This is a genomic window from Salinispora goodfellowii, assembly GCF_059570675.1.
Genome location: NZ_JCANTD010000022.1, coordinates 1 through 18,819, shown reverse-complemented (window position 1 = coordinate 18,819; position 18,819 = coordinate 1). Strand labels below are relative to the sequence as shown.

The following is an 18,819-nucleotide window of genomic DNA, read 5'->3' as shown; positions in this document are numbered from 1 at the left end:
TGCGGGAACAAAAGAAACCGGGCTGACCTCGTTGCCGGTTTCAACGAGGTCAGCCCGGCCGTTACTGCGCCCCGGATCCGCAGTCGGTGGGAGCGGGACGGGACGGTCAGCTGGGCTTGGGTGCTCCCGGGCGGGCGTAGCGTTGCCAGGTGATGACGACGCAGAGGAGCGCGAACGCCAGCCCGACGAGGTAGAACGCGGTCGGGGACATGAGCGTCAGGCCGATGCCGAAGAAGAACGGGCCGAAGGCAGCGATCGCCGCGGTCCAACCGATGACGCCACCGGCCTGCCGGCGCTCGAAAATCATCGGCATCTGCTTGAAGGTGGACGCGTTACCGATCCCACTGAACAGGAAGATCGCGAGCATTCCCCAGAGGAACCGGTCGAAGCCGGCATCCAGCGCCGCGGCCGAGCTGGTGTCGGGTCGCAGTGCGGTGATGGTGAAGGCGATGGAGACGACGAGGCCGATTCCGGAGATCAGGGTCCACCGGGCGCCGCCGAACTTGTCGGTCAGCGGCGAGAAGGCGACGCGGGCGGCGGCACCGACCAGCGGGCCGAGGAAGACGAACTTGACCGGGTCGGGTACGGAGTAGCCGTCCACGAGTAGCTGCGCGGCGTCCCCGGCGCCCTGCACGATGTCGGGGTTGCCGGCACCGTAGAGGTTCTTCATCAGCAGCCCGAACTGGGCGGACAGTCCGGCGAAGGTACCGAAGGTCATGATGTAGAGCAGCGTCATCCACCACGTGTCAGCGTTGCGGAAGATGTCGAACTGCTGCCGGATGTTCGCCTTGACGGGGACCGACCGCAGCATGGTCCAGGCGAGCACGGCACCGACGATGATGAACGGAATATAGATGTACGCCGCGTTCTGGTACCAAACGTCCCTGGCGGGCTCGCCGGGCGAGGTGGTCATCGGCCGGGAGCTGCCGAGGAACCCGATCAGCGAGAAGCCGATGACCCACGGGGTCAGCAGCTGCACCAGCGAGACGCCGAAGTTGCCGATACCGGCCTGGACGCCCAGCGCGGTGCCCTGGAGCCGACGGGGGAAGAAGTAGGAGGTACTCGGCATGAAGCCGGAGAACGCTCCGCCACCGATACCGGAGAGGAACGACAGCGACAGCAGCACCCAGAACGGGGTGGACGGGTCCTGAACAAAGATTCCCCAGCCCACGACGGGGATGAGCAGGAGCACGGTGGTCAGGGTCACCATCTTGCGGGTGCCCATGATCGGCGGCAGCACCATCCAGATCAGGCGCATGAGACCGCCGGCCAGGCCGGGCATGGCGGTGAGCCAGTAAAGCTGGCTGGTGCTGAGGTCGAAGCCGAGATTCGTCAGCTTCGGGGCGATCGCCGAGGCGAGGAACCACGAGGTGAAGCAGAGGGTCAGCGTGAACGTGCTGATCCAGAGGGTGCGCCACGCCAAGCCCTTGTCCCAGGAGTCCGCGTCTTCCGGGTTCCAGGATTCCAGCCACTCGCGGTTCCCGGATCTCCGGGAGGAACTCGTGGTGTTCATTCGTGGGCCTCCTTCGGCGCACGGGTCGCCGCCGAAGCGGGAGCGGCCGGTCGGTTCGTGAAGTCGGGCTTTTCGAAGTGGTCGGCGAGCTGGGGTGATTCACCGTGCAGCATGCGCACGACGGTGAGGTGCATCCATATCGCGCAGATGAGGGTGAGCACGAACAGGACCAGGAAGGTGCTCGACGGGAGCCCGGTCCAGGCCTTGGTGTACGCGAACAGCGGGGGCAGGAAGAATCCACCGAGGCCACCGAGCATGCCGACCAGACCTCCCACAGCTCCCACCTGGCTCGGGAAGTACTCCGGGATGTGCTTGTACACCGCGGCCTTGCCGATGCCCATGGCACAGCCGAGCAGGACGACCAGCAGGGTGAAGGGCACGATGCCGAGCTGGTAGGCGAGGTGGGTGGTCTGGGTGCCGTCGGGGTGGTTAACCACAATGTGGCCCGGGGGCATCATCAGAATCCCCGTGCTGAGCAGCATGAGGCCGAACGTCCAGTACATGACCCGGCGGGCGCCCAGCCGGTCGGAGAGCGATCCGCCGACCGGTCGCAGCAGCGAGGCCGGGAAAATGTACAGGGCGGTCAGGTAGGCCGCGGTCTGCAGGGACACGTCGTAGTTGTTCATGTAGTAGGTCGGCAGCCACGCGGCGAGCGCCACGTAGGCACCGAACACCGCCACGTAGTAGAGGCTGAACCGCCACACCCGCAGCCGCTTGAGCGGTTCGAGCTGGGCCCGCAGCGGGGTGCCGTGGCTCGGCACGCGATCCCGGCGCGGAGTGAGGAACCAGGTGGCCGCCGCGAGGACGAGCAGCAACACCGCGTAGACGACGGGGACCAGCCGCCAGCCGCCCTCGATGACGCCGAGGTAGGTGGCGCCGGCGGTACCGGCGATCAGCGGCGGGCCGATGAACTTGGTGACGGAGGCGCCGACGTTACCGGCGCCGAAGAGGCCGAGCGCGAAACCCTGCTTCTCCCGCGGCTGCCAGGCGGAGTTCCAGGCGATACCCGCGGTGAAGGAGTTACCGGCGAAACCGACCAGGAACGCCAGCACCAGCAGCATCGCGTACGAGTCGGCGCGGGATACCAGGAAAGAGGCGACCGCGGTCACGAGGAGCATCGCGGTCATCACCCGGCGTCCGCCGATCCGGTCCGCCACAATCCCGGCGGGGAGCCGCCAGAGCGAGCCGTTGAGCACGGCGGCGGCGATGATCCAGGACAGCTGCACCTCGGAGAGCCCGAACTCCTCACTGATCGGCTTGCCGAGGATGCCGAACATGAGCCACACCGCGAACATGACGGTGAAGCCGATGGTGGACAGGGTCAGGACCCGGGTACGCCCACGATCGTTGCGGCTGTTCTGCCCGGCCGCCGTTTCATCCGGCGTCGGGTCGTCTGGAGCGGGTTTGGCGTACACGGCAATTCCTCGATCAGCGGTAGACGGAGGTCGGCGCTAGCGGCACTGGCGCGACTGTCTACCCAAGGGTGCTGTCGTTTATCAGCAGCGGGTAGGGACCTTCTTCCCCGTCTGGCTGGCAGCAGGTCCCGTCGTCGCGCTCCACCCGGTGGAATAGCGGGGTGGTCGGGACCTTGGTCCCGACGGGTCGGGACCGCGGCCTCCCGATCTGGCGGTTGATTTCGCGAACCCTGGTATGCGTGGCGCACTGCCGTGTGCCGCCGACAGCCCTCGCGTTGTCGCTCGCCGCCGGAGGAGTGCCCACGTGTCAGCGCACCGCCCGCCAGAAGTTCATGACCCTGCGACGGACCAGGTCCCCGGCGCGGCGCCGTTGCTGGCTGCTCGGCGTTTCCTCCGCCGGGAGGCGGTCGGTGACCACGGCCGGACGCTGCACCAGGTGGACGACGGCGACTGGGAGCGGTTCTACCGCGACCGGTGGCGCTACGACCGGGTGGTGCGCTCCACCCACGGCGTCAACTGCACCGGCTCCTGCTCGTGGAACGTCTTCGTCAAGGACGGCCTGATCACCTGGGAACACCAGGCCACCGACTACCCGACGACCGGCCCCGACTCGCCGGACTACGAGCCGCGGGGCTGTCCCCGCGGCGCCTCCTTCTCCTGGTACGAGTACTCGCCCTCCCGGGTGCGCCACCCCTACGTACGCGGGGTGCTGGCCGAGATGTTCCGCGACGGGCTCGCGCGCCTGGGTGATCCGGTGTCCGCCTGGGCCGACATTGTGGAGAACCCACTCAAGGCGCGCGCCTACAAGACCCAGCGGGGACGTGGTGGCTTCGTCCGCGCCAGCTGGGACGAGGTGACCACGATGGTTGCCGCCGCGCACGTCTACACCACGAAGACGTACGGACCGGACCGGGTGGTGGGCTTCTCGCCGATCCCGGCGATGTCGATGGCCTCCTTCGCCGCCGGCACCCGGTACCACGCCCTGCTCGGTGGCACCCTGCTGAGCTTCTACGACTGGTACGCCGACCTGCCGATCGCCTCGCCGCAGATCTGGGGCGACCAGACCGACGTACCCGAGGCCGGCGACTGGTGGAACTCCACCTACCTGATGATGTGGGGCTCGAACATTCCGGTCACCCGTACGCCGGACGCCCACTTCCTGGCCGAGGCCCGCTACCGGGGGACGAAGGTCGTCGCGGTCAGCCCGGACTACGCCGACAACGTCAAGTTCGCCGACGACTGGCTCGCCCCGCACCCGGGTACCGACGGCGCGCTGGCGATGGCGATGGGCCATGTCGTACTCACCGAGTTCTTCCGGGACCGCACGGTCGACTACTTCGCCGACTACATTCGCCGCTACACCGACCTGCCGTTCCTGGTCACGCTGCGACCCACCACGGACGGCCGGTGGACCACCGACCGGTTCCTCACCGCGGCAGACCTGGGCCAGGAGGACGGGGCACACAAGACCGTCCTGGTTGACGAGCGCACCGGCGAGTTGGTGGTGCCGAACGGGTCGCTGGGCTTCCGGTACGGCGAGGCCGGCGAGGGGCGCTGGAACCTGGACCTGGGCGAGGTGCTGCCCGCGCTCGGGCTGCTCGACCGGAGCGACGAGGCGATCGAGGTCGACCTGCCCCGCTTCGACGTCGGGGAGACCGAGGGCGGGGCCACCATCAGCCGTGGCGTACCGGCCATCCGGGTCGGCGAGCAGCTGGTCACCTCGGTCTACGACCTGGTGCTGGCGCAGTACGGGGTGCGTCGCGGCGACCTGCCGGGGCAGTGGCCGACGGGTTACGACGACCCGGACTCCCCGAACACCCCGGCCTGGCAGGAGCGGATCACCGGGGTGCCGGCTGCGGTGGCGGCCCGGATCGGCCGGGAGTTCGCCCGCAACGCCGAGCGCAGCCAGGGGCGGTCGCTGATCGTCCTGGGTGCCGGCGCGAACCAGTGGTTCCACTCCGACATGAGCTACCGGGCGCTCATCTCCCTGGTCACCCTGACCGGCTGCCAGGGCGTCAACGGCGGCGGCTGGGCGCACTACGTGGGGCAGGAGAAGGCCCGGCCGATCACCGGCCAGCAGCACATGTCCTTCGGGCTGGACTGGCAACGGCCGATGCGGCACCAGGCGAGCACCCCGTTCTGGTACCTGCACACCGACCAGTGGCGGTACGAGCGGGTCCCGGTCGACGAGCTCTCCTCCCCGTTGGGCACCGGCCGGTTCGCGGGGATGGCCTTCGCCGACACCGTCGCCGCCGCGCAGCGGATGGGCTGGAGCCCCGGCCACCCGTCGTTCAACCGCAACCCCCTCGACCTCACCGACGAGGCGGCGGCGGCTGGGGTGACGGTGCAGGAGCACGTCGTCGCCGAGCTGAAGGCCGGCCGGCTGCGGTCCGTGGCGGAGGACCCGGACGACCCGGCGAACTTCCCGCGCTGCCTCACCCTGTGGCGGGCGAACCTGCTCGGCTCCTCCGGCAAGGGCAACGAGTACTTCCTGCGCCACCTGCTGGGGATCGACTCGACCGCCACCGCCTCGGAGTGCGACCCGGAGCACCGACCCCGGGACCTGGTGTGGCGAGATGAGGCGCCGACCGGGAAGCTTGACCTGCTCACGGCGATCGACTTCCGGATGACCAACACCGGCCTGCACGCCGACGTGGTGCTGCCCACCGCGACCTGGTACGAGAAGCACGACATCTCCACCACGGACATGCACCCGTTCGTGCACGCGTTCAGCCCGGCGGTGGAGCCGCCCGCCGACGCCCACTCCGACTACGACACCTTCCTGGCGCTCGCCGACCGGTTCAGTGAGCTGGCCGTCGACCACCTGGGGGTGCGGCGGGACGTGCTGGCCGCGCCGCTGCAGCACGACACCCCGGACGAGTTGGCCATGCCCAGCGGGCGGGTGCGGGACTGGAAGGCCGGCGAATGCGAACCGGTCCCCGGCTCCACCATGCCGAAGCTCATCGAGATCGAGCGGGACTACGCCCAGATCGGCGCGAAGATGCGGGCGGTCGGCCCGCTCCTGGACAAGCTCGGCACCACCACGAAGGCGCTCACCGTGGATGTGACCGCGGAGGTGGAGTACCTGCGGGAGCGAAACGGGGTCGTCGCCGACGGGCCGTGCGCCGGCCGGCCGTCGCTGGCCACCGCCGACCGGATGTGTGAGGCGATCCTGGCGTTGTCGGGCACCACGAACGGTCGGGTCGCCGCCTCCGGTTTCGCGGCGTTGGAGCAGCGGACCGGGCAACCGTTCGTCGATCTGATCGCCGGGCACGAGACCGACCAGATCACGTACGCGGACACCCAGCGGGCACCGCAGTCGGTCTTCACCAGCCCGGAGTGGTCCGGCTCGGAGAAGGGCGGCCGTCGCTACTCGCCCTTCACCCTCAACGTGGAGCGGCTCAAGCCGTGGCACACCATCACCGGTCGGCAGCACTTCTTCGTGGAGCACGACTGGGTGGCGGAGTTGGGCGAGCAGTTGCCGGGCTTCCGACCGCCACTGAACATGGCCCGGCACTTCGGTGCGCCGGGTGAGTTCGTCGATGGCGGCGTCACCGTACGCTTCCTGACCCCGCACGCGAAGTGGTCTATCCACTCGATGTACCACGACAACGAACTGATGTTGGCGTTGTCGCGGGGTGGGCCGGTGATCTGGATGAGTGTGCCGGACGCCGCCAAGGTCGGGGTTCGGGACAACGACTGGGTCGAGGCGCACAACCGCAACGGGGTCATCGTGGCCCGGGCGGTGGTCAGTCACCGGATGCCGGAGGGCACGGTGTTCCAGTACCACTCGCCGGAGCGGACGATCAACGTGCCCAAGGCCGAGAAGAGCGGTCGCCGGGGTGGTTACCACAACTCGTTGACCCGGCTGCTGGTCAAGCCCACCCACCTGGCTGGCGGCCACGCCCAACTCACCTACGCCTTCAACTACTACGGCCCGATCGGCAGCCAACGCGACGAGATCACGGTGATCCGCCGCCGCGACCAGAAGGTGGAGTACTGATGAGGATCCGAGCGCAGGTCGCCATGGTGATGAACCTGGACAAGTGCATCGGGTGTCACACCTGCTCCGTAACCTGCAAGCAGACCTGGACCAACCGGGACGGCACCGAGTACGTCTGGTTCAACAACGTCGAGACCAAGCCGGGCATCGGCTACCCCAAGCACTACGAGGATCAGGACCGCTGGCACGGGGGCTGGCAGCTGGACGAGAAGGGCCGGCTGAAGCTGCGCTCCGGCGGCCGGGTCAAGCGGCTCAGCCGGCTGTTCGTCAACCCGGATCTACCCTCCATCGACGACTACTACGAGCCGGCGACCTTCGACAAGGACATCCTGGCCAACGCCCCCGCCGGGCTCAAGGACACCCCGGTCCAGCAGCCCCGTTCCGCGCTGACCGGCGAGCCGATGGCCCTCACCTGGGGGGCCAACTGGGAGGACAGCCTCGGCGGGGCCCACGAGCACGGCACCGGTGACCCGAACATCGCCCGGATGCCCGTCGAGGCGGCGGCGCGGGTGAAGTTCGAGTTCGAGAAGACCTTCCTGTTCCACCTGCCGCGCATCTGCGAGCACTGCCTCAACCCGGCGTGTGTCTCGGCCTGCCCCTCCGGCGCGATGTACAAGCGGGAGGAGGACGGGATCGTCCTGGTGGACCAGGACCGCTGCCGGGGCTGGCGGATGTGTGTCTCCGCCTGCCCGTACAAGAAGGTGTACGTCAACCACAGCACCGGTAAGGCGGAGAAGTGCACCCTGTGCTTCCCGCGGATCGAGGCGGGGCAGCCGACGATCTGCTCCGAAACCTGCGTGGGTCGGCTGCGTTACCTGGGCATAGTGTTCTACGACGAGGACGCGGTGCTCGCTGCCGCTTCGGTGACCGACGAGCACGACCTGCTCGAGGCGCAGCGGGCGGTCTTCCTCGACCCGAGCGACCCGGCCGTGCAGGCGGCAGCCCGGGCCGCCGGCATGCCGCAGGAGTGGCTGGACGCCGCCGAACGGTCCCCGGTGTGGCGGCTGATCAGCGAGTACAAGGTGGCGCTGCCGCTGCACCCGGAGTATCGGACGCTACCCATGGTCTGGTACGTACCGCCGTTGTCGCCGGTGCTGGACGCGGTGGGGGAGGCCGGCCGGGACGATACGGACGCCGACGACGTCTTCCACACCATCCGGGAGCTACGGATTCCGGTGGAGTACCTGGCCGAGCTCTTCACCGCCGGTGACGTGGAGGCGACGGCCGGGGTCCTGATGAAGCTGGCAGCCATGCGCTCCTACATGCGCGCTCGTACCCTCGACGGTACCGTCGCCGACGAACTGCTCGACGGGATCGGGATGACCGCGGACCAGGTCGAGGCCATGTACCGGCTGCTGGCCATCGCCAAGTACGACGAGCGCTACGTGATCCCGGCCGCGTACAGCAAGGACGCCGCCGCGCTGGAAGCGCAGGCCACCGCGAACCAGGACTGCGCGCTGGAGTGCGAAGGCGGCCCGGGAATGACCACGCAGGCCTCTGCGGAGAGTTTCCACCTGGTCGAGGGCGAGCAGGTTCGGCCCGGCCGGCCTGGGCTGGTCTCCCGGCGCGCTGACGGTCGGCGTGGCTTCACGATCAACCCGCTGCGAGGCGGCGCATGACCGCCGCGACCGACCGGGCCCGCATCTTCGAGCTGGTCTCGCTGCTGCTCACCTACCCCGATGACGAGCTGCTCGGTGCCGGAGCGGAGCTTCGGGGCGCCGCCGGGCAGATCGAGGCGCCCCAGGCGCGGGAGCAGATCGACGGGTTCCTGGACTGGCTGCTGGAGAACACCCCGATCGACGTACAGCAGCACTTCGTGCAGACCTTCGACCTGCGCCGCCGCTCTGGTCTCTACCTCACCTACTACCTGCACGGGGACACCCGCAAGCGGGGAATGGCGCTGCTGGTGCTCAAGCAGCGATATCGGGCGCACGGACTGCGGCTCGCGGACGGCGAACTGCCGGACCTGCTGCCGGTGGTGCTCGAGTACGCCGCCATGGTGGGCCCCGGCGAGGGGGAGGCGCCCCTGCGTCAGCACCGGCAGGGCATCGAGCTGCTCCGCGCCGCCCTGACCGACTGCGGCACCCCCTACCGCCTGCTGCTGGACGTTGTCTGCGCCGTGTTGCCCGAGCTGACCGACGACGACCGGGCCGCCATCGCGGCGCTCGCCGTTGACGGACCGCCGGTGGAGACCGTTGGGCTGGACTCCCTCGGCGACGGCCCGGACCTGCACGCTGCCGCGCTTGCCCCTTATCCCGCCTGCTCCCCGTCGGAGGCATCGCGATGACCAACCTCGTCTGGACCGTCCTGCCGTACCTGTGCCTCGCGGTCTTCGTCGCCGGCCACGTCTGGCGGTGGCGCCACGACCAGTTCGGCTGGACCACGCACACCAGTCAGGTGCTGGAGAACCGCCTGCTGCGGCTCGGCTCACCCCTGTTCCATCTCGGCGTTTTCGGGGTTGCTGGCGGGCACGTCATGGGCCTGCTGGTGCCTGCGTCGGTGACCGAGAAGATCGGGATCAGCGAGCACGTCTACCACCTCACCGCGGTCCTGGGCGGTACGGTGACCGGCCTGATGCTGATGACCGGCTTGGTCCTGCTGATCATTCGGCGTGTGATCAACGGGCGGGTTCGTCGGGTGACCAGCCGGATGGACAAGGTGCTCTACGCCGCGCTCGCCGCCATGGTGGCGCTCGGCATGATCGCCACGGTCGGGGTCAACCTGCTCGGTGGGGGTTACGACTACCGGGAGACGATCGCCGTCTGGTTCCGCGGGATCTTCTGGTTCCAGCCGGACCCCACCCTGATGAGCGGGGCTCCCCTGGTCTACCAACTACACGCGATCGGCGGCTTCCTCTTCCTGGCGCTGTGGCCGTTCACCCGACTGGTGCACGTCTGGTCGGCGCCGCTGGCGTACCTGTGGCGCCCGTACGTGGTCTACCGCGGGCGCCGCGGCCCGGCGCCGACGGCGACCGCCGCACCGGAGCAGGTACGGGACGCCGCCCGGGAGCCGTCGGCTCGGCGGTGACCCGTCGGGTGGTGGCGCCTCGATCGAGGCGCTACCGACGCGGCGGCCGGCGAGGCGTGAGTTCTGCTTGGATACGTCCTCGGACCACGGTGGCCACGGGTCAGGGCTAATGTGTCAATATCGGGCGGTAGCGGAGGGTGATATGCAGCAGCAGTATCTTCCGGATGTCTACGTGAAGTTCCTGGAACGCTTTCCGGATGTCGCCGAGGCGCAGGGCGCGCTGGCGCGGACGGTGCGGGAGCGCAACTCGTTCGACGACCGGACCGACCGGCTGATCAAGTTGGCGGTGGCGGTTGGGGCCGAGGCGGAGGGAGCGGTGCGCTCCAATGTCCGCAAGGCCCTTCAGCACGGTGCGACCGTGGACGAGGTGCGAGCCGTCGCGCTCGCGGCCATCACCACCTGTGGGTTTCCTACTGCCATCGCGGCCTTGGGTTGGATCGATTCGGTAGTCCTGGCGTCGCCGGACGAGTGATGCCGGTCGCCGCCCCGCGTGGTGCCGGTGGCACGGGTTGACGTCACCCCGCGGGCGGTGTGGCGTCCCGCCACTGGGTGGGGGTGACTCCGTGGCGCGCGCGGAAGCGTTTGCTGAAGTAGCTGGTGTCGGGGTATCCGACCCGGCGGCTGATCGTGCTGACGGCCAGGTCGGTCTCGGTGAGCAGTAGGCGTGCCTGCTGCATCCGACGCTGGGCGATCCACTGGGTTACGGTTCGGCCGGTTTTGCGACGCACGGCGGTGGTGAGGTAGCCGGTGGTCAACGCGAGGTCGGCCGCGATGTCGGCGAGGGAGATGGGCTGGTGGTAGCGCGTCTCGATGGCCTCGAAGACGGCCGCCAGCAGCGGTTCGTCGGCGCAGCGTAGGTGGTCGGCGAGGTCGGCCGACAAGCGGGCCACGGTCACGAGCAGCAGGGTCAGGTGGGCGAGGGCGGCCGCCTGGTGCCCGTCGCGGCGGGCCCGGAGCTCGGTGTCGAGCGCGGCGAAGCGCTCCATCAGGCTGGCCCGGTCGACCGGTGGGACCGGTAGCCGCTGGGCCCGGTTGCCGCCCTGCGCGAACGGGAAGAGCAACGGGTGTGTCCGCCAGGACGAGTAGGCGCCGGGCATTCCGGCCCGGACCACGTCGGCCGGGAACCAGACGGTCCAGCCGTCGCTGGTGACCTCCGCGAACGGGTCGCCGGAGGTGACTACCTGCCCTGGTGCGATGACGAAGAGGTCGCCGTCGGCCACTGTCCAGGTGCGGTCGTCGATGCGTACCGTCCCGTGAGCCACGTGGGCGTAGCAGAGCACCAGGAAGTCGTGGGTGTGGGTGCCGATGGTGGCGAGGTCGAGGAAAGGCTCGCCGTGGGGATGGTGGGCTACCGCTATCGGGGCGATGCCGGGCACGTGGCCGAAGTCGAAGACCGGCACGCCCTGCCCGGTGACACCGACCTGGCGGGACGGGGGAGCCAAGCTCCGTCGCATCCTGTCCACAGTTCCGCCATTGTTCGCAGTTTCGCTGTCCATGAGGCTGAGGGTACGACCGAGTTTCCGCTATTACCGGAGCGTGCCATGACCGGACAGCCCAACTACCATTCTGAGAATCGGGCCTATCTGCCCGCCATGGGCAAACAGTGGTTGCTGCCCCTCTACGACCCGTTCGCCCGCTTTATCGGCCTCGGTCGGGTTCATGAGAAGCTTTTGGAGCGTGCGAATCTGCGGCCGGGACAACGAGTCCTGGAGATTGGCTGTGGCACCGGCGATCTACTGCGGACCCTCAAGCGCCGCCACCCGGAGGTGGACGCCCTGGGCATCGATCCGGATCCCGCCGCTCTGCGCCGTGCCCGCCGCAAGGCGGCCCGGGGCAAGGTGCAGATCCAGTACGAGCGCGCGTTCGCCGATGACCTGCCACTGCCGGACGACAGCCTCGACCGGGTGCTCTCCTCGTTCATGCTGCATCACATCGACGAAGCGGACTGGGTGCGAGTGCTGCGTGAGGTCCGGCGGGTGCTGCGCCCCGGCGGTGAACTGCACGTAGCCGACATCGACGGCAGCCTTCCCGGACACGAAGGCGGCCATGTCCACCGCTCTGGTCGGACCGGGGACAGCCTGCCCGATCGGGCCCTGTCCGCGTTGGTCGAAGCCGGGCTGACCGGCGTCCGGGAGAACGGCTACGGTCGAGCCCGACTGGGCCGGTACGTCTTCTACCGGGCCGACGTCGGTTGAGGGAGGGCGCTTTCGCCCGGGACGGCGGTGGGCCGTCAAGCACGGTGGTCTGACCCAGCCGAAGCCGGGTGTCGGCGGGGTCAACGCCGGATCTTCGGGGGTACGTCGAGGTCCTGGGCGTCGGCCACGTCGCCGCACGGTACGACCGTGACGATGTCACGATGCTGACGGAGGTAGTCCCGGGCGCCCCGGTCCCGGGTGGCGCTCGCGCCGGCACCGGCCCAGTGCTCCCGCCCGAGCAGTACCGGGTGCCCCCACCGGTCGCCGTGGTAGCCCCCGACCACCAGAGCATCGGGCCGGGCGGCGGCAGCCACCCGGCGTACCGCCTCGACTCCCACCCCCGGCATGTCAACCAAGGTCACGACCGCAGCCGACGCGGTCGTTGCCTCCAGCGCTGCCAACCCCGCCCGCAGCGATGAACCCATTCCGGTCGGCCACGCCGGGTTTCGGACGACGCCCGAGCGGACCAACTCGGTCACGGCCTCCGCCCGCGCCCCCACCACGACCAGTACGGGAGCACAGCCGGCGACCACCAGTACGTCTCGGCTCCGCAGCACCAGGGGCTGGCCCCGGAAAGCCACGAGTGCCTTCGGCCCGCCGTATCGCCGCCCCGCTCCCGCCGCGAGCAGCAGCCCCGCGACGCGGCTGGTGCACCCCGCGTCCGCCGGTCCCGCGTCTACCGGCCCTGCGTCTATCGGCCCTGCGTCCGCCGGTGAGCAGGCCGGGCCATGCCGTCGTTTCCGCATGCTCAGCTGACCGGGACGTCGGCACGCCGGTGGATGGGGCCAGCCAGGTAGGTCAGGGGCCGACCGGTGCCCCCGGTGCCGGCGACCGCGATCACTTCGGCGCAGATGGACACCGCGGTTTCCTGCGGCGTTTGGGCGCCCAGGTCGAGGCCGATGGGCGCCCGAAGACGGCCGAGTTCGTGCTCGGTCAAGCCGGCCGCGGTGAGCCGGAGCAGCCGCTCGCGGTGCGTTTCTCGGCTGCCGATCACGCCGACGTAGCCGGCGCGCCCCCGTAGGGCCAGCGACAGCAGTTCGGTCTCGTGGCGATCATCATGGCTGAGCACCACGACGGCGCTCCGGGCATCGGTCTCGATGCTGCGCAGGTGGCGGTGCGGCCAGTCACAAACCACCTGGTGGGCGTCGGGGAAGTGCGCTGCTCGCATGAACACCGGCCGGGGGTCACACACGGTCACCTCGAAGCCGAGGAAATGCCCGAGTTGGCTCATCGCTCGGGCGACCGGGCTCATCCCGTAGAGCAACATACGGGGTGCCGGCTGGTGTCTGACGAACAGGACGTCAATGGGCTGCCCGGCGCCGTCGACGATGCGTTCAACCGGCCCCGCTCCGATGCGTTCGACCGGCCCCGCCCCGGTGGACACCCGCTCCCGGAGCCGGCGTGCGACGAGCTCATCCATCCCCGGATCGCCGGACGATCCCCACAACCCAGCCGGGTCTGCCACCAGCAGCGCCGCCCGTGGGCCGGCGGCTAGCACCAGAGCGGAACCGACCGTCCGGTTCGCCAGCAACCGATCGAGCAGCGGTGCCATGACCTCCACCGCCGCGGGCAGCACCACCACGTCGATCTCACTACGACAGGAGAGTCCGAGCACCGGCGAGCTGTCACTCTGGTGGGTGTAGCGGTTCCGGTGCACCCGACCAGAGCGGATCGCGTCCTGGGCCGCCGTGACGACCGCGCCGTCGATGCACCCGCCGGCGACGCCACCGGCGACCTCGCCGGTGGCGCAGCTGGCCAGCACCGTCCCAACCGGACACGGCGCGCTCCCCGTCACACCGACGACAACGGCCATCGCGAAGGAGAGGTCGGCCGAACACCACCGCCGTAGGGTCGGCGCGATGTGCCTGATCCCTGCTGTCATCAGACTCCCTGCCGGCCCCCGGCGAGCGGCCCAACGCGGTGTGGACAAGCCCCGGGCCGTTACCGAGCAGGCTCGGCCATGAGGTCCTCGATGCGGACGGGCAGACTCCGGACCCGGACGCCGGTCGCGTGGTAGACGGCGTTGGTGATCGCCGCTGCCGCCCCGACATGGACGACCTCGCCCAGGTTCTTGAGACCAAACGCGCTGAACGACGGGTCCGGCTCGTCAATGAAGTCGACGTCGAGTGTGGGCACATCGGCGTTCACCGGAACCAGGTAGTCGCACAGGTTGGTATTGAGGAACCCGCCGAAGCGAGGGTCCACGGTGCTCTTCTCGCGGAGCGCGGTGCTGATGCCCCACACCAGGCCGCCCAGGGCCTGGCTGGTGGCGGTGCGCCGACTGATCACCCGCCCGCAGTCGATGACCGACAGCATCCGGGTGACCCGGGGTCGACGGATCCGCGGACCAATGCGGACCTCGACGAAGTGGGCGACGTAGGAGCAGGTGACGAAGTCGGGGAAGACCGGGCCCACCTTGGCGTTGCCGACGTCCGCCAGCACCGCGCTCATCGGCGCCGTGGCGGTGTCGGGTGTTTCGGTCGGGCGTCGCCCTGGGGCGAAGTACTGCCCGCGAGCCTCGACCGAGGGGAGGCCGGCGGCCATGAGAAGCCCGGTTACCAGTGGCCCCGAGTTGTCCGGTCCGACCAGCCGTCCCGCCGCCAGTCGGCACTCGCTGACGTCGAGGTTGGCGACCGGCTCGCCATGGGTGGCGGCGATCTGATGCAGTTGGGCTCGGATCCCGTTGGCCGCTTCCCGGATGGCCGGCATGGCCGAGGCGGTTCCCCACGAGGCACCGGTTTCTGGCTGGGGAGCGACCCGGGTGTCACCAACGGCTACCCGGATGTTGCCGGGCGACAGGCCGAGGGAGTCGGCCGCGGCCAGCGCGACCACGGTGCGGATGCCCTGGCCCATCTCGTGTCCGCTGATCGCGACCTCCGCCGTGCCGTCGTCACACAGCCGTACGTGTGTGCCGGCGGCGGAGGCGAGGCCGGGATAGCAACCCGTCGCCACGCCCCAGCCAATGAGGCTGCCATCGTCGCCGCGCATCGACCCGATCGCCGGGTCGCGTTCCGACCAGCCGAACCGCTCAGCGCCCCGATCGAGGCACTGCTGGAGCCGCCGCGAGGAGAATGGTTTTCCGGTTATCGGGTCGGTCGCGGTGTCGTGGCGCCGCCGCAGCTCGACCGGGTCGACGCCCACCCGCTCGGCGAGTTCGTCCATGGCGCTCTCCAGCGCGAACATCGTCGACATCTCCATCGGCGCTCGCATGTAGCCGGGCGTCTGGGTGTCGAGCCGTACCAGGGTGGTGGTGCCGCGGAAATTCGGGATGCCATACATACTTCCCGAGACCTGCGGCCCCCAGAACGGCATCAGGTCATGGCGTGATGTCTGCGCGAATGCCTCGTGCACCAGGGAGGTGATCGTGCCGTCGTCCCGCGCACCGAGCCGGATCCGGTGCCGGGTAGCGGCCCGAAAGTGCACGCTGTGGAAGACGGCGGACCGCGGGATGATCAGCATCACCGGTCGGTCGACCCGCCGGGCGGCCAGGGCGGCCAGGGTGGTGCTGTACGTCTGACCGGTGCGTTGGCCGAAGCCGCCACCGAGGGAGGGCGAGACGACCTGGACCAACTCCATCGGGAGCCCGATCTGCGTCGCCAGCGCGTGCCGGACGCGTCCCGCCGCCTGAGTGCCCTCATGGATCAGGAGCGACCCCTCATGCCACTCGGCGAGGGTGGACAGCAGCTCCAGCCCGTTGTGGTGCTGCGCGGGGGAGCAGTAGGTGGCGTCCACCACAACTGACGCCTGGTCGAGTAGCCGGTCACCCTCGCCGATCTCCACCACGGGAAACGTGGGAACCGCCTCCGCCTGGTCGACCCGCTCGCCCCCCGGGTCGTCGAACTCCACGGCGAACGGTTCGACGTCGTAGCGGGCGGTCACCAACGCCGCGGCTTCCGCTGCGGCCTCCAAGGACTCCGCCACCACAATCGCGATTGGCTGACCGCGGTAGGCCACGACGTTGTCCCGCATCGGTTGGAAGCTTTCGCTCGCACCCCCCAACCCGAAGGAGAAGTCGGACGGGTGCAGGCGATCCAGGTTTTCGTGCGTGAGTACCGCGAGCACCCCCCGTACCCGTTCCGCCTCGGCGGTCTCGAGCGTCGTGATCCAACCGCGCCCCACGGTCGCACTGACCGGGACCGCGTACGCCATCGCCGTGGCCGCGCGGTCCGCACCGTAGATCGGTTCGCCGCGGACCTTCTCTGCGCCGTCGTGGCGGACGTGGTCGGAGCCGATCCAGGCCATGGCGTTCATCCCATCCTCTGCTGGGCCGCCGCGACGGCCTCGAGTACGGTTTCCACAGCCAGCCGTACTCGGAAGTGGTTCTGTGGCGTGGTGCGAGCCGACCGGAACTCCGGCTCCAGGGCCGTACGGATGGCCGCGTCGTCCAGCTGTGTTCCGGTCAGTGCCTGTTCGGCCTCCCGTGCCCGCCAGGGCACGGTGCCCACACCACCGAGGGCGATCCGTACCTCGCTGGTGGTACCCCCCGCGTCGAGGTGGAGCCCGACGGCTGCCGATGCGAGGCCGAACGAGTACGAACTCCGGTCGCTCACCTTCTGGTAGCTGGACGACGGCGCCGCGGGTGTCATCGGCACCCGGATGGCCGTGATGAACTCGCCGGCCTCGAGGGTTGTCTCCCGGTTCGGTGTGTCGCCCGGCGGCACGAACAGGTCATGGATCGACATGGAGCGGGTGCCGTCGGGTCCGAGGACGGAGAGGCTCGCGTCGAACGCGGTCAGCGCCACCGCCAGGTCACCGGGGTAGACGGCGATGCAGTGGTTGCTGGTACCGAGGACAGCGTGGTGGCGGTTGACGCCCTCCATCGCGGAGCACCCCGACCCGGGCTGACGTTTGTTGCACGAGAACTCGACCGATCGGAAGTAGCCGCAGCGGGTGCGTTGCAGCAGGTTGCCGCCGATTCTCGCCATGTTCCGTAGCTGTTGGGAGGCCGCGGACAGGAGGGCCTCCGCGAGCACCGGGCAGCCGGCAGCGACCAGCGGGTGGCGCGCGGCGTCGTTCATCCGGGTCAGCGCGCCGATGACCAGGTCCCCCTGCTCTTTACGGACAAAGTCGAGGTCCGGGACGTCGGTCAGGTCGATGAGTAGACCGGGGGCTTCGACGTCGAGCTTCATCAGGTCCACGAGGGTCGTGCCACCACCGAGGTAGTGGGGCTGGTCGCGGTGGGCGGCGGCGAACGTCGACACCGCCTCCGCCGCGGAGCGCGCCCGGGTGTAGGTGAAGGCTCGCATCAGGACCGCCCGGGACCGGCGGCATGAACTTTGGCGACCGCTTGGACGATGCCCTGGTAGGCGCCGCAGCGGCAGAGATTCCCACTCATGAACTCGCGGATCTCGTCTGCGGACCCGGCGTGCCCCTCGTTGACACAGGTAACCGCCGACATCAGCTGTCCCGGAGTGCAGTAGCCACACTGCAGCGCGTCGCAGTCGAGGAACGCCTGTTGCATGGGATGCAGCTCGTCCGGCGACTCCGTGAGTCCTTCGACGGTCCGTACCGCACCGCCGGCGACCTGGGCGGCGAGGGTCAGACAGGCCACCACGGGCCGGTCGTCGAGATGGACCGTGCAGGCGCCGCACTGCCCATGGTCACACCCTTTCTTTGTGCCGTAGAGGCCAAGGTGATCTCGTAGCGCGTCCAGCAGCGTCGTTCGGGCATCGAGCGTCCACTCCCGGTCCTGACCGTTCACGGTGAGTCTGGTCTGCACCGTCATGGACCCATCCCCCTCCTGGTCTTTCGCATTCACCGCAGCTCGTCACCCGTACGCAGACTAGTGACTGTTTCGGCCGATAAAGGGTCTTTCCGCCGAATTGCCGACCAGATTGGGACTGGCGCCCCTGGCGGTTCACGGGTGCTGTGCAGGTTTCCGCAGCTCACGCGCCTTCCCAGCCATCCGGAGAGCGGGTGTGACGGGGGCCGCAGCCACTCGATTTGACGTACGAACCCGAATCCGCGTAACTTTCTCTCTGCCAGCGCGGAACGGGGCAAACAGGGCGAAAGTCCTGAGGCCCGCTCCAAGCGGCACCGGCGACAAGAAGCTTCACTTTCGAGTCGCCGGGTGGGCGGTGCCCGCCGAGTCTGCCGAGAGGCCGATTTGGTGCGGCGAAACCGGCCGGGTAAGGTAACAGCCGGCAGGAACCGGGCGAGCCAGCGGGAAACCGCAAGCGGCCGGTCTGCCGAATCCGAGGAACACACACGAGGGCCACCTCGTGCGTGCTCAGCGGTGGCCGAGCCGTGCGAAGCGTGACAGACCGGGACAAAGGGTTTGACACGGCGGAGCCGGTGAGGTAAAGTAGTAAAAGTGCCTGACGCGAGAGTGGCAGGTAGGAGCGGTTGCCTCCGGAGGGGCCCTGGTTTGGGGTTCTGCTGGTGTGTGGTTGTTCTTTGAGAACTCAACAGGGTGTTTGGAAAGCCAGTGCCGTTTTGGTCTGGGTTGGCCTGCTGTTTGGTGGGTTGGCTTGGGCTTGAATTTGGCAGCAAATATATTTTGTTGCTGGGATTTTTCTTCAAGTTTTTGTTGGAGAGTTTGATCCTGGCTCAGGACGAACGCTGGCGGCGTGCTTAACACATGCAAGTCGAGCGGAAAGGCCCTTCGGGGTACTCGAGCGGCGAACGGGTGAGTAACACGTGAGTAACCTGCCCCAGGCTTTGGGA

At 69.0% G+C, this 18,819-nt stretch carries 14 protein-coding genes and 1 rRNA gene; 7 read left to right on the top strand and 8 right to left on the bottom strand.

All coding sequences use genetic code 11. The annotated features are described in order from the left end of the window. Positions 1 to 106: 106 nt before the first annotated feature. Both T398_RS18880 and T398_RS18875 read right to left on the bottom strand, forming a co-directional pair. Positions 107 to 1,513: an MFS transporter gene (locus T398_RS18880; RefSeq protein ID WP_496448669.1), complete on the bottom strand. Its 1,407-nt coding sequence runs from the start codon at positions 1,511 to 1,513 to the stop codon at positions 107 to 109. Next, the gene (locus T398_RS18875; RefSeq protein ID WP_496448667.1) at positions 1,510 to 2,928 is read right to left on the bottom strand and encodes an MFS transporter; all 1,419 of its coding nucleotides are present in this window, start codon (positions 2,926 to 2,928) and stop codon (positions 1,510 to 1,512) included. The genes T398_RS18880 and T398_RS18875 overlap by 4 nt, the downstream gene beginning before the upstream one ends. Before the next feature lie 304 nt (positions 2,929 to 3,232). Between T398_RS18875 and T398_RS18870 the strand changes: the two genes are divergently transcribed. From T398_RS18870 to T398_RS18850, 5 genes are all read left to right on the top strand, one after another. Beyond that, on the top strand, positions 3,233 to 6,931 hold the full coding sequence (locus T398_RS18870; protein ID WP_496448665.1) for a nitrate reductase subunit alpha: 3,699 nt from the start codon (positions 3,233 to 3,235) through the stop codon (positions 6,929 to 6,931). Further along, positions 6,931 to 8,550, top strand: coding sequence for a nitrate reductase subunit beta (gene narH / locus T398_RS18865; protein WP_496448663.1), 1,620 nt, complete (start codon positions 6,931 to 6,933; stop codon positions 8,548 to 8,550). The genes T398_RS18870 and narH overlap by 1 nt, the downstream gene beginning before the upstream one ends. Next, positions 8,547 to 9,218, top strand: a complete 672-nt coding sequence (gene narJ / locus T398_RS18860) for a nitrate reductase molybdenum cofactor assembly chaperone (RefSeq protein ID WP_496448661.1) — start codon at positions 8,547 to 8,549, stop codon at positions 9,216 to 9,218. The genes narH and narJ overlap by 4 nt, the downstream gene beginning before the upstream one ends. After that, positions 9,215 to 9,958 carry a respiratory nitrate reductase subunit gamma gene (gene narI / locus T398_RS18855; RefSeq protein WP_496448659.1) on the top strand — a complete coding sequence of 248 codons (744 nt, stop codon included), beginning with the start codon at positions 9,215 to 9,217 and terminating at the stop codon, positions 9,956 to 9,958. The genes narJ and narI overlap by 4 nt, the downstream gene beginning before the upstream one ends. A 142-nt stretch (positions 9,959 to 10,100) precedes the next feature. Beyond that, entirely contained in the window at positions 10,101 to 10,430 is a 330-nt protein-coding gene (locus tag T398_RS18850) for a carboxymuconolactone decarboxylase family protein (RefSeq protein WP_496448657.1), read from the top strand. Positions 10,431 to 10,473: 43 nt separating this feature from the next. Here the strand turns inward: T398_RS18850 and T398_RS18845 are convergent, their stop codons facing one another. Beyond that, a complete protein-coding gene (locus tag T398_RS18845; RefSeq protein WP_496448762.1) occupies positions 10,474 to 11,358 on the bottom strand; it encodes an AraC family transcriptional regulator in 885 nt (294 codons plus the stop codon). Between the two features lie 141 nt (positions 11,359 to 11,499). Between T398_RS18845 and T398_RS18840 the strand changes: the two genes are divergently transcribed. Next, the gene (locus T398_RS18840) at positions 11,500 to 12,153 is read left to right on the top strand and encodes a class I SAM-dependent methyltransferase (RefSeq protein WP_496448655.1); all 654 of its coding nucleotides are present in this window, start codon (positions 11,500 to 11,502) and stop codon (positions 12,151 to 12,153) included. Between the two features lie 80 nt (positions 12,154 to 12,233). Here the strand turns inward: T398_RS18840 and T398_RS18835 are convergent, their stop codons facing one another. The 5 genes from T398_RS18835 to T398_RS18815 are packed head-to-tail and all read right to left on the bottom strand — an operon-like array spanning position 12,234 to position 17,878. After that, on the bottom strand, positions 12,234 to 12,899 hold the full coding sequence (locus T398_RS18835; RefSeq protein WP_496448653.1) for a nucleotidyltransferase family protein: 666 nt from the start codon (positions 12,897 to 12,899) through the stop codon (positions 12,234 to 12,236). Between the two features lie 2 nt (positions 12,900 to 12,901). Next, positions 12,902 to 14,035 carry an XdhC family protein gene (locus tag T398_RS18830; RefSeq protein WP_496448651.1) on the bottom strand — a complete coding sequence of 378 codons (1,134 nt, stop codon included), beginning with the start codon at positions 14,033 to 14,035 and terminating at the stop codon, positions 12,902 to 12,904. 59 nt (positions 14,036 to 14,094) lie between these two features. Further along, the gene (locus T398_RS18825) at positions 14,095 to 16,404 is read right to left on the bottom strand and encodes a xanthine dehydrogenase family protein molybdopterin-binding subunit (protein WP_496448649.1); all 2,310 of its coding nucleotides are present in this window, start codon (positions 16,402 to 16,404) and stop codon (positions 14,095 to 14,097) included. After that, positions 16,401 to 17,399, bottom strand: coding sequence for an FAD binding domain-containing protein (locus tag T398_RS18820; RefSeq protein WP_496448647.1), 999 nt, complete (start codon positions 17,397 to 17,399; stop codon positions 16,401 to 16,403). Before T398_RS18820 ends, T398_RS18825 begins: the two co-directional genes overlap by 4 nt. Then, the gene (locus tag T398_RS18815; protein WP_496448646.1) at positions 17,399 to 17,878 is read right to left on the bottom strand and encodes a (2Fe-2S)-binding protein; all 480 of its coding nucleotides are present in this window, start codon (positions 17,876 to 17,878) and stop codon (positions 17,399 to 17,401) included. The genes T398_RS18820 and T398_RS18815 overlap by 1 nt, the downstream gene beginning before the upstream one ends. Before the next feature lie 801 nt (positions 17,879 to 18,679). On the opposite strand from T398_RS18815, the gene T398_RS18810 reads away from it, so the two are divergent. Further along, positions 18,680 to 18,819, top strand: a 16S ribosomal RNA gene (locus tag T398_RS18810); the annotation flags it as partial.